The sequence below is a fragment of the Flavobacterium sp. 22659 genome (assembly GCF_052044235.1).
GTDB lineage: Bacteria > Bacteroidota > Bacteroidia > Flavobacteriales > Flavobacteriaceae > Flavobacterium > Flavobacterium johnsoniae.
The window spans coordinates 1-12,451 of the sequence record NZ_JBQEMU010000042.1; the positions used below are offsets into that span (position 1 = coordinate 1).

Annotated in this window: 7 protein-coding genes; 4 read left to right on the top strand and 3 right to left on the bottom strand. The window is 33.2% G+C overall.

Going from position 1 to position 12,451, the window contains the following annotated elements; translation table 11 throughout:
* Positions 1-191 (top strand): hypothetical protein (locus ACTJIW_RS24045; RefSeq protein ID WP_440718494.1); only part of this gene is annotated, 191 nt, incomplete at its 5' end.
* Positions 192-372: 181 nt separating this feature from the next.
* On the opposite strand, the gene ACTJIW_RS24050 is transcribed toward ACTJIW_RS24045, so the two are convergent.
* Complete coding sequence (locus ACTJIW_RS24050) at positions 373-819, bottom strand: PepSY-like domain-containing protein (RefSeq protein ID WP_121362048.1); 447 nt, start codon at positions 817-819, stop codon at positions 373-375.
* 306 nt (positions 820-1,125) lie between these two features.
* Between ACTJIW_RS24050 and ACTJIW_RS24055 the strand changes: the two genes are divergently transcribed.
* On the top strand, positions 1,126-3,318 hold the full coding sequence (locus tag ACTJIW_RS24055; RefSeq protein WP_440716853.1) for a tetratricopeptide repeat protein: 2,193 nt from the start codon (positions 1,126-1,128) through the stop codon (positions 3,316-3,318).
* Between the two features lie 12 nt (positions 3,319-3,330).
* Positions 3,331-3,972 carry a response regulator gene (locus ACTJIW_RS24060; protein WP_440716854.1) on the top strand — a complete coding sequence of 214 codons (642 nt, stop codon included), beginning with the start codon at positions 3,331-3,333 and terminating at the stop codon, positions 3,970-3,972.
* On the opposite strand, the gene ACTJIW_RS24065 is transcribed toward ACTJIW_RS24060, so the two are convergent.
* Complete coding sequence (locus ACTJIW_RS24065; RefSeq protein WP_440716855.1) at positions 3,973-4,887, bottom strand: PorP/SprF family type IX secretion system membrane protein; 915 nt, start codon at positions 4,885-4,887, stop codon at positions 3,973-3,975. It abuts the gene before it with no gap.
* A 3-nt stretch (positions 4,888-4,890) separates the two neighbouring features.
* Complete coding sequence (locus ACTJIW_RS24070; RefSeq protein ID WP_440716856.1) at positions 4,891-11,085, bottom strand: HYR domain-containing protein; 6,195 nt, start codon at positions 11,083-11,085, stop codon at positions 4,891-4,893.
* A gap of 173 nt (positions 11,086-11,258) precedes the next feature.
* Here ACTJIW_RS24070 and ACTJIW_RS24075 point away from each other — a divergent pair, with 173 nt between their 5' ends.
* Positions 11,259-12,278, top strand: a complete 1,020-nt coding sequence (locus ACTJIW_RS24075) for a proline-specific peptidase family protein (protein ID WP_073411852.1) — start codon at positions 11,259-11,261, stop codon at positions 12,276-12,278.
* Positions 12,279-12,451: the final 173 nt, after the last annotated feature.

Below are 12,451 nucleotides of genomic sequence, written 5' to 3' on the forward strand. Positions count from 1 at the left end.
ACAAAAGAGCTCCAGCGGAGCGAAATATAGCAGGATTGCTAAAAAATATTTCGCTCCGCTGGAGCTTTGCTATAGATAACAAATATTTTTTCTATACATATTTCGCTTCTCCGAAGTGGATCTTCAAATTAATTAGGACATCACTACAAAGTGTTGCTTCAGTAAGCCCCAGCGGGGCTGAATATTTATAGAAATTCAATAACACGGATACAAAAGAGCTCCAGCGGAGCGAAATATAGCAGGATTGCTGAAAAACATTTCGCTCCGCTGGAGCTTTATTATAGATAACAAATATTATTTCTATATATATTTCGCTTCTCCGAAGCTGATCTTCAAATCAAAAAAATTAGGATGCTTAATTTTTATAAATTATTATTTTTTGACATTATTCTTTTTGTCTTTTAGAATTTTACCGTCTTTGGTAAATTCCAGATCGATTTTATTGGTCAAATCGACATCAAGATCTTTGTGTCCATAGTCGATGTGCGTTATTTTTTCGTTGGGATGATTTTTGGCTACATAAGCTTTTATATTATCCGGAATAAAATCAGTAGGAATTGGTTTGTCACCACCGTCGACTTCTCGGTATGAACCGTCTTTCCAAAATTCAACTTCTGTTCCGTCTTTAAGTTTGACTTCATACCCTTTTTCACCGTGTTCAGGATCTTTTTGAGCTTTTTCTATCGAAGTATGGCTAAAATGTTTCTTTAAAAATTCCTGTGCCGGTTTTGGCAGTTCTGTTACTTCAATTTTCTTTTGTGCGCTGGCCGAGATTGCTGCGATTAACAATGCTATGGCTAAAAATATTTTCGTTTTCATAATTCATTTCGTTTAAATGTAGTGTTACTAATTTACCACTTCAAAAAATGCTTTCAAATTAATTTAAGAATTTTTTAGTCTTTTTTAATTTCATAACAAATTGATTTACAAATAGTTTAAATTACAATTTCATACTAAAATTATATCACAACTTTACCTAAAAAATTTATTTTAAGAAATGGCTGTTTGATGCTTTTATAGTATTTTTACCTTTCCGGTTCGACAAAGACCGAGATCATAAACCCCAAGTTTACAATACTTTAAAAACTTACTCGAAACCAAAATTAGAGTTTAAACCAAAAACACATGGCAATCTGGTCAGGAAGACTTTATTTATTGATCTTCATCTTTTTATCGTTCAGTCTGCACGCGCAGATTGAAATTAAAAAGAAGACTTTTATTTCCAGAAATCCTGTAAAAATTAAAGAGGATAAAAACACACTGGCGCTTTATGATTTATACAATAAAGGAGACGAAAAAAAGGCTTATAAAAAAGCGCATTCAATTTTAAAATCTGGTACTGCCGACAACAGAGCTCTCGCCCGAACTAATCTGCTTCTGGCTTATTATTTTAATAAAAGAGCCATTATTGATTCTTCTATATATTATACCAATCAGGCTTTAAAATTCAACACTGTTGTAAACGATTCTTTAAAAAACAGGCTTTTTTCACTTGGCTATAATCTTTTGGCCATCAATTATAAAAAAAGAGGTTTGCTGAATGAGAGCAAAAAATGGCATTTAAAAGGTATTGAAGCTTCTCAAAAATACAACGAAATAAATCTTTTTTATACGCACACACATGGTTTAGCGCAGACTTACAGCGAATTGGGCGATTACAGCAATGCTTTGAAATTGTTTAAACAATGTCTTGAATATAAAGATGATAATGAAATTATTTTGGGCAGTTACATCAATATTGGCGATATTTATTCGAAACTGAAAGACTATGACAATGCCAGTATTTTTTATAAAAAAGGAAAAGTACTCTCTGAAAAAACCAATAATAACCAGGGACGTGTTATTGTTTTATTGGGACTTGGCGAAAATTATCAATTACAAAAAAAGCACCAGGAAGCTTTAAAAATGTTTCAGGAAGCGCTTGCTATTGCTGATAAAAGTGAACTGAATCAATTGTCGATTGTTTCCCGAAGCAGTATTGGCGATACTTATATTTCGCTGAAAAAATATAACGAAGCGAAATTGATATTTTCTGAGGCACTTCAGAAATCGGTTCATTTTGGTCTGCTTCAAAATCAGAGTTCTATTTATGATGAGTTGAGAAAAATAGCCATTCTTCAGGACGATTATAAAAGTGCTTATTCGTTTTTCGAAAAGTCAGCTCTCATAAAAGATTCTATCAATAATCTTCAGAAAATAAAAGAGATTAACGAACTGGAAGTCAAATACAAAACGGCGCAGAAACAAAAAGAAATAGAAGCTTTGAAGTTTGAAAATGAAACTAAAAAACTGACGCTTGCCAATCAGGAAGAGGCTATTAAAAACATGATTCTGCGAGAAGAAATTTCGAAAAAGAATAATGAAAATACAATTCTGGCGTATCAGAATTCATCAAACAAAAAACGAAATGAAATAGCGCTTTTAAAGAAAGACCAGCAATTTAAAGCTTTGGAAATCAATCAGCAGAAAAAAATAAGATGGTTTACTATTATTGCTTTTCTGATTTTAATGATTCCGATAATTGGTCTTTTGTTTCAGTATTACAAACGTTTTAAAGTACAGCATTTACTGAACATTAAACAGGCGGAAATCAGTTCTCAAAAAATAGATGGTATTTTGAAAGAACAGGAATTAGAGTTGATAAAAGCATCGATTAGCGGACAGGATAAGGAAAGACAGCGTATTGCGCAGGAACTTCATGACAGTATTGGCGGCAATTTAGCTGCTATAAAATTACAAGTCAATCATTTGAATGCTTCCGATTTTTCTAATATTCAGAAAATAAGCCTTCAATTGGATGAGACGTATCAGCAGGTTCGGAATTTATCGCATACACTTCTTCCGAAGAAATTCAGCCAGAATAAATTTTTAGAAGTTCTAGAGTCGTATTTAAAAAATATCAGCGAAGCCAGCAAAATCAAGATTTCTTATATTCCGTATCCGAAGAAAGAAATTAATGATCTGGATGAAAATATTCAGATTGAGATTTTTAAAATTATTCAGGAACTTTTAACGAATACGATTAAACATGCCAAGGCTTCGGAAGTAGAAATTCAGCTGAATTATATTGAAAATATATTGAATGTTTTGTTTGAGGATAATGGAATTGGTTTTGAAACAAAAAATCATTCGAAAGGAATTGGATTTATTAATCTGGAAAACCGAATTAAGAAATTAAATGGCTCGTTTGTAATTGATTCTAAACTAAAACGAGGCTCTATTTTTAATATCGAAATTCCGATTGCAGAGCCGAAACCTAAAGCGAAAATAAAAGGCATTGATTTGAAAAATCAGCTTGATGAATTAAAAAGCAACTAATATATTTGTTGAATGAACCAAATTAACCTACTTATTGCCGACGATCATACGATGTTCCTACAGGGGATTATTTCTCTTTTGGAGCAGGAACCCAATATTACTGTTATTGACAAAGCGGTAAACGGAATTGAAGCGCTGGAAATTATTAAAAAGGGAGTTGTTGATTTTATTATTCTGGATATCAGCATGCCCGAAATGGATGGAATTGAATTGAGTAAAATTCTGAAAAAACAACATTCGAATGTCAAAATACTAATTGTAAGTACACACAGCAATGTGATGATTGTTTCCAGGCTGATTAGAATTGGCGTAAACGGTTATTTGCTGAAAAATGCTGCAAAAGAAGAACTTCTGAAAGCAATTAACACGATTGCTTCGGGAGAGAATTATTTTGCTGAAGAACTGGAAGAAAAACATCTTTCTAATAGTTCAAAAATTGAAAAGCAGGTTTCTAACTTAACTGAACTAAGTTCCCGTGAAAAAGAGATTCTGGTTTTGATTGCCTACGAATACAATACGGCTGAAATTGCCGAAAAAACGTTTATTAGTTTAAATACTGTAAATACGCACCGCCGTAATTTGTTATCTAAACTGAATGCTAAAAATACGGCGGGTCTTGTAAAATATGCAGTCGAAAATGGTTTAGTTGATTAACTAAAACCCTTTGCCCGCTCTGTAGTTTAAAACTAATCCAAAAGTGTCGGGAATTACTACATTGTCAATAGATTTATTGTAAGTACAGATAACCCTGAAATTGTCTGAAAGGTGAAATCCGGCTAGAAAATTCAGCGTTTTTGAAGTTCGGTAACCACCGCCAAATTCTACTTTATTTTTATAATTGATTAAAAGATTCAGATCGGCCTGAAACGGTGCTCCTTCGACATATTTAAATAATACGCTTGGATTGACCAGTACTTCTTCAAAACGATTGGTAAAAAATTTATAACCAAAATAACTGTAATACACGTTTTTTAAATGGGTGTTATTACTTGAATTAAAAGCAGAACTTAAGAGATTTGGAGACGATAATCCGAAATAAATCTGATCTCGGTTATACAAAAACCCAGCTCCAAAAGTGGGTGTCAAACTGTTTATGTTTTCCTGAAATTCAGGATCATTTTCGATTCCCAACCGAGTCAGGTTTTCGTTGTAAAGCATTGCTCCTGCTGTAACTCCAAAAGAAATTATACTGGGATCGTATGCCCACCATTTTCCATATTTATAATCTGAATCGTAATAGATTTTATAGGAATAAGAGGTAAAAAAACTGGTTGTATTGGTTACTCCTATCTGGTCATGTGAAATTCCTGCAGCCAAACCTATTTTTTCTCCCCATGTTAATTTATTTACTGAAAGATCAAAATTCTTTGGACTTCCTTCTACTGAATTAAAATAACCATTTGTAGTCATCGCAATATCAATATCATGGTAATATCCGGCATGGGCAGGATTTAGTAAAACGGCATTGTAATTATAACTTGAAAAAACTGGTGTCTGCTGTCCATAAGCTCTTTCTAAAAAAATGATGATTATGAATAAGCTTAAGATTATATTGATTTTAGTTTTCATGAATTAACGTTTTAAAACAAGATATCCCTTGAGTTTTTTAAAATGATGGGGCTGATTGACACGGATTTCGAAGAAATAAGTTCCTTCTGGCAGTTGACTGGCTCCAAGATTTCGGCTTTTATTGGCAATTCCGCTAAAAACATTTGTGGAGTTGTCGTAACCTTTGGTTTGGTAAACCAAATCGCCCCAACGGCTGTAAATCAGGACTTCATTCTCTGGATAATCTGTTATTTTGTCAATTTCCCAGAAATCGTTAATTCCGTCACCATTTGGTGAAAAACCATATTTTGTTTCGTCTTTTTCTAATGGAATAACGGTTATGGTTACTGAATCTTCGGCCTGACAACCTTCTTTATTGGTAAAAACTACAGTATACGTTGTGGTTTCCAAAGGTGTCGCAATTGGATTTCCAACTTTAGTATTGTTTAATCCTGCTGCAGGTGACCATGAAAAAGAACCATTTTCTAAAGCAATAGCCTGCAGTTTAACAAACTGACCTTCATTAATTTCAATATCTTCTCCTGCATCTACCAAAACAGGATATGCAAAGAGATGGAAAGAACATTCTGAAATATTATTACTTTTATCTGTAACCTTGATCGTAATAGTCATTCCGTCTGAAAACTTTGTTCCAGGTAAAGGAGACTGAATAATTACAGGGTTTGGATCTGTATTATCGGTTACAAAAATCATTTTGGTATAATCCGGAACATGACTTACACTGCAATCAAACATTTGGTCTGCGATACAGGTAAAAACTGGAGCCTGCGTATCTTTTACAAGATTAATTTTGAATGTACATGACGTATTATTACCGCTGTTATCTGAAACGTTCATTGTTACGTTCATTCCGTCCATAACATTAGCTCCCGAAGATGGGACTTGTGTTATGATTAAATTCGAATCGCAATTATCGGCTGCAGTAATCATGGTTCGATAATCTGGAAGAATATCTCCAATGTTTAAATTCTGGTCTGCAATACAATTAATCGACGGCGCTGTTACATCTGCAGATATATTAACTTTAAAACTGCAGTTTGATTGATTATCAGAGGCGTCTTTAGCCATTATTGTAATAGTCATTCCGTTTGTTAAAACACTTCCCGCAGGCGGATTTTGAGTAATTACAGGATAAGAATCGCAGTTATCATTTGCTGTAACTAAAGGCGTATAATCTGGAATTGTACTACCGCATGATAAAGTTTGATCTCCGATACAAGTGATTACCGGCGCAGTCACATCTGCGGAAGCGTTTACTTTAAAACTACAAATTGAACTATTATTTGAAACATCTTTTGCGGTAATGGTAATCATCATTCCGTCTGTAAAAGCACTTCCAGCAATTGGATTTTGTGTTAGTACAGGATTGACATCTTCTGTATCAGTAACAGTTACAAGATTTAAGTAATCTGGGATTATTTTAGTTCCACAAGATACTGTTTGATCTGAAATACACTCAATAACTGGCGGATTTGTATCTGCTGTGGTACTAATCTCAAATTTACATTCAGAGGTATTTCCAGACGCATCAACAGCCAATAGTACAACTTCTGTATTGGTTCCATCGTAAACTGAACCTGCAGCTGGTGTCTGTGTAATTTTAGGAGCTGAGTCGCAGTTATCTGTAATTGTAATACTATTGATATAATCTGGCAGTAAATCTCCTGAATTTAAGACCTGATTGCTTGGACAATCTGCAATTACAGGAGCTGTAACATCTGTATATTTGCTTCCAAAAATTAAATACGAAATTCCAGGATCATGGTTAGGTTCAAAAGTATATTTTGTATCGCTGCTTCCTATTAAAATATCATCTATACCATCTTTATTAACATCATTAAAGTAGCTCACACTATATTTCGTTCTATAGGGCAATTTAATTTTTAAGGCATCAGCTGCAGTTATAGTATTTAGGTTTATGGAAGGATTCCAAGCATTCCTTCCATACACAATATAAACGTGATTTTGATACACCACGGCTATATCATTCATTCCATCTGCATTAAAATCACCATAGCCACTATATTCATGTAAATACTCTAGTGTATTAATAATAATTTTAAATCCATTTGTTCCATTTAAGTCTTTCAGGTCAAAAGTTGAAGGGAATGAACTTTTTCCAAATAATACATAATTATCAATTCCTATATCATTGAAGGAATCTCCATTAACGTCTCCTAAAGCCTTAACCTGATAATATTGATCTGTGCTTAATGTATTAGCTGAATTTTCAATTCTGAAACCATTTGCACCATTTAAACTGGAAGTATTGAGTTTACCCGGTAAACCCGAAGTCCCAAAAACAACATATCGATATTTTGTAAAATCTCCCGAAAAAATGAGATCAACTATACCATCGCCATTTATATCACCCGGTGCTTCGATGGTCTGGCCTACATCTCCTTCAATTATAAATGAAGAAGAACTAGTTAGATCATCAATATTAAGTGAGGCAGGAAAATTAGTGTTGCTGCCAAAAATTATGTATGCTTTTTTAACTCCTCCAAATCCTTTATTAGCAGATAAAATAGCAATATCACTATAAGAATCATTATTAAAATCACCAATATTACTAATTGCTGTTCCTAAAAATTCATCGTAAGTATTGCCTATAATTCTAAATCCATTATTTCCATCTAAGCTTGAAAGCGGCAATTGTGCAGCAAAAGGTGTTTTTTTCCCATAAATAAGATATACTGTTCCTGCGAAATATTTCCCTGAATTTAATTTCTGACGATCACTAAGCATTAAGTCGTCAATACCGTCTCCATTAATATCGCCTGCACTGCTCACATCATAAGCTAATTCGGCAGGTACGCTCAAAACATCATCAAAAATTTTGAATCCGTTACTTCCATTGAGCTGCCCTAAATTTATATTAGGAGGAAATCCGGCATCTGTTCCAAATACGACATAACATCCGTAATTTTTTGCTCCAATAAGAAAGTCCTGTATTCCATCTCCGTTTATATCGCCGGCTCCACTTGTTGTATAACCTGCTCTTTCTCCTGCTTTTTCACCATATAAAATTAATCCGTTACTTCCGTTTAGCATCTCTCCATCAATACTGGATGTATTGCAGTCTAAATCAAAAGTTTCTGTTTTTAATTTTACTAAAAATGTGCATGAACTTTCATTAGCTGATTTATCTTTAACTGTAATGGTTACATTCGTATCAGTCGTAAATAAAGTCCCAACAGGCGGAGTTTGAGTAAAAACTAATTCATAATTTGGAGTATTATCATCGCTGATATCTTCTAAAAAATGGACATAATTAGGCAGTAAAGAATTTACATATAGTTCTTGATTTGCTGGACAAACAATCACCGGACTCACACTGGTCATTAGTGCTGCTGTAAATTTACACTCTGATGTATTACCACTCGCATCTACAGCTTTGAGTGTAATATTTACTGTAGTGCCATCAAATACAGAACCTACAGCAGGAGTTTGTGTGATTAAAGGTTTATCATCACAATTATCCGTAACGGTAATTGATTTTGTATAATCAGGAATTAAATCTCCTATACTTAAAACTTGATTTGCAGGACAATCGGCTATGATTGGTTTTTCTGTATCTGCTATTTTTTTTCCAAAAACCACATATGCTGTACCAGGATTCCAATTTACTTTTAAATTACTTCCATACGAATCAGGACTGGTTCCAATAATCAAATCACTTATTCCGTCTTTATTGACATCACCTGCGAAATTTATAGCAGTTTTATGGCTATATATATTTGGTATGTTAAGTTTTAAAAACTCATTATTTGATATAGAATTTAAGTTTACAGTTGAGTTCCATGTATTTTTACCATATAAAATACCAGTATCAAAGAAACAATCATCGATTCCGTCTCCGTTAAAATCTCCAGCATATCCAAAATTATTACCAAAATAATTAGTCACTTTGAATCCATTGCTTCCGTTTAAATCCTCTAAATCAACAGTTTTAGGAAAAGCAGTTCTTCCAAACAATATATAGTTTGACGTTACAAAAATGTCATTAATACCATCACCATTAATATCTCCAGCCTTAGCCATTCCTGCATAAGAATATAATGGAGTTTCAGAGTTTTCAACTACAAATCCATTTGTTCCATTTATTTGCGAAATATTAAATACTGCTGGAAAATTAGCTGAACGTCCAAAAACTACAAACAGCTTACTTTGTGAAGAATCATTACAGCCTAGACCTATATCTGGAATATTATCTCCGTTAACATCTCCCAAAGCAGAAAGATTTTTACCAATTTTTCCAATTATCGCATCTCCTGTAATGATAAAGCCGTTTGTACCATCAATATCATTAACCCTAATAATTGCTGGAAAGCTTCCGTGTTTCCCATAAATAATAATACATTTTCCATTTCCTGCCCCAGATCCTCTACTAATTACAGCTATATCCTGAAAACCATCACCGTTAACATCTCCTACGGGTGTTATTGCATTTCCTACATTACTATAATTATCATTACCTATAAGAGTAAAACCATTTGTACCGTTTAAAGTCGATAAATTGAAATCAGCAGGAAATCCACCGTTCTTTCCAAAAATGACATACACATGTCCTACTTCAGGACCATAAGCAGATTGTCTAGTTGGATCACTAATCATAAAATCGTCTATACCATCACCATTGATATCTCCAGCACTGCTTACATCATATCCTGTTTCAGGAAAATTGCTTGAAGGAATATCATTTCTAATAGAAAAACCATTTGCTCCATCCAGTAATCCTAAATCAATATTTGGCGGGAAGCCAGTAGTTTTTCCAAAAACAACAAACGCTGCGCCACGAATAATTTTGTAAATTTTATCTTTTCCATACCAAGGATTATAATTACCCGGAGCTCCAATTATAAAATCATCTATACCGTCGTTATTTACATCTCCCGCTGTATTCACACTGAAACCAGATTCTCTGACTTTTGTATCTCCAAAAACCGTAAACCCGTTGCTGCCATTTAAATTTGAAACATTAAAACTTGTCGTTTTACAATTAATTTCTTGTATACTGGTTTTTAATTTTACCAAAAAGGTACACGAACTGCTGTTTCCTGCCGCATCAGTTGCAGTAATTTTTACATTTGTATCTGAAGTAAATAAAGTTCCCTGACTGGGAGTTTGAGTAAAGACCAAATCAAATGGATCTGTAACATTCTCTGTAATATTGGCTAAAAAGGAAACGTAATTTGGCAAAGTAGAATTCGCAAATAACTCTTGATTTACGGGACAAGAAATAACTGGAGGTTCACTATCTAAACTAGTAATTGCTTCTACTGTAAAAGCACAAATTTCACTATTTCCAGAATTATCAACTGCTGTCATTGTAACCGTCATACCTGGTATAAAAGCAGTATCGGCAACAGGACTTTGCGTAACAACTGGACTCGCATCACAATTATCACTTACGGTAACTTCGCTAAGATAATTAGGTAAAACACTGCCCAAAGCCAATTTCTTATTGCTCGGACAGCTAATTATCGGTTTTGTAACATCAGGATTAGCGGTAATTATAAAATTGCAATATGATTTATTCCCTGTCTTATCAGAATATTCAATTTCTACAGGAGTTGGAATACCATAAAAAATAGTTCCTGCTGCAGGAGTCATTTTATACTTTAAATTAATACTGCAATCATCATTAAGGTTCATCATTGAACTGATAGCATAATTAGGTATTACGTCTCCACAATTCAATTTGATACTGCTTGGGCATGTAAATGTTGGAGGAGTGACATCTGGAGTAACAGCGGTAACAATAATACTGCAATGACTTATGTTTCCCGCATCATCTGCTGCAGTAAATTTAATTTCCATTCCATCATAAAAAAAAGAACCTTCTCCCGGATATTGCGTTACATCAATTTCAGTATCAATATTATCATTTACTGTCAACAAATCAAAATAACTTGGAACCGGCATTCCACAATTCAATTTTTGATCGGGTGGACAAATCAATGTAGGAGGTTCGGTATCAGCAGTAGATTTTGCAGTTTTGGTAATACTCTTTTTTGAAGTAACCTTTATAGTTTTACTAACTGAATGAAAGTCATTTTCATTAATAAGTTTAACAATATTAGAATCTGACTTATTTATATCTTTTTCCTGAGCATAAATTGATCCAAAAGAAAAAAAAGTTGTAAACAGTAAAACTAACTTTGCTTTTTTAGTTAAAATCTTAAATTTTATCATACTGAGGTATTATAATTTGCAAATACTATTTAAAGCGCAAAACTATAATCTCACAATTTCTTTCACATCACTATAAATAATGATTTTTTAACTCTGGCATAAAATAATACAATCAAAAAGTCTACTGCAAAATATAATTTGTAAATTAGTCTAAATCATTAAAAACTAAAACCATGCGTAGTATTATTGTCCTTTCCTCTCTTTTACTTTTAACATCATGTAAAAATGAAAACAATACCAATATCTTATCAGACTATTTTACATATGACAAAGAAAAAGTAGAAACTGCTGGAGTAAAAATGATTCCAATAAAAACACCCGTTGGAGAATTTAAAGTCTGGACAAAACGATTTGGTACTAATCCAAAAATCAAAGTTTTATTATTGCATGGAGGACCAGCAATGACTCACGAATACATGGAATGTTTTGAAACATTTTTTCAGCGTGAAGGATTTGAGTTTTACGAATATGATCAATTAGGATCTTACTACAGCGACCAGCCAAAAGATAGCAGCTTATGGACTATTGACCGATTTGTAGATGAAGTTGAACAAGTCCGCAAAGCAATTAATGCTGATAAAGACAATTTTTATGTTCTTGGAAATTCATGGGGAGGTATTCTTGCAATGGAATATGCATTGAAATATCAGCAAAACATGAAAGGATTATTAGTTTCTAATATGATGGCAAGTGCCCCAGAATATGGAAAATACGCTGATGAAGTTCTGGCAAAACAAATGAAACCAGAAATTTTAAAGGAAATTAGAGATTTGGAAGCTAAAAAAGATTTTGAAAATCCACGTTATATGGAATTATTGCTTCCAAATTTTTATAAAGAACATTTATGCAGATTAAATGAATGGCCAGACGGATTAAATCGTGCCAGTAAACATGTAAATGGAGAAATTTATACCTTAATGCAAGGTCCTAGTGAATTTGGTATCAGCGGAAGATTAGCCAAATGGGACATTAAAAACAGACTTCATGAAATTACCATTCCAACCCTTATGATTGGAGCAAAATATGATACGATGGATCCAAAAGCAATGGAGGAACAAAGCAAATTAGTCAAAAAAGGCCGTTATTTATACTGTCCAAATGGAAGTCATTTAGCAATGTGGGACGATCAAAAAGTGTTTATGAATGGTGTAATTAAGTTTATTAATGATGTCAATGATGAAAAAGTCAATTAAACCACAAACATAAGCAACTGATTTACAGCATACAATATAGAATCTATATTCTCTCAATATAGTTATCGAAAGCAAATCCAAAACTTTTATAAGTAATTAGAAAACATTTCTATGGTTTCAGGTACAGGAAATTCTGTTCTATATTATGATTAAATCCGGGCAGTATTTAAATT

Excerpts from the sequence above, each read along its gene's own strand:
- ACTJIW_RS24060 (WP_440716854.1), top strand. The coding sequence starts at position 3,331 with ATGAACCAAATTAACCTACTTATTGCCGACGATCATACGATGTTCCTA.
- ACTJIW_RS24065 (WP_440716855.1), bottom strand. The coding sequence starts at position 4,887 with ATGAAAACTAAAATCAATATAATCTTAAGCTTATTCATAATCATCATT.
- ACTJIW_RS24070 (WP_440716856.1), bottom strand. The coding sequence starts at position 11,085 with ATGATAAAATTTAAGATTTTAACTAAAAAAGCAAAGTTAGTTTTACTG.
- ACTJIW_RS24075 (WP_073411852.1), top strand. The coding sequence starts at position 11,259 with ATGCGTAGTATTATTGTCCTTTCCTCTCTTTTACTTTTAACATCATGT.
- ACTJIW_RS24055 (WP_440716853.1), top strand. The coding sequence starts at position 1,126 with ATGGCAATCTGGTCAGGAAGACTTTATTTATTGATCTTCATCTTTTTA.
- ACTJIW_RS24050 (WP_121362048.1), bottom strand. The coding sequence starts at position 819 with ATGAAAACGAAAATATTTTTAGCCATAGCATTGTTAATCGCAGCAATC.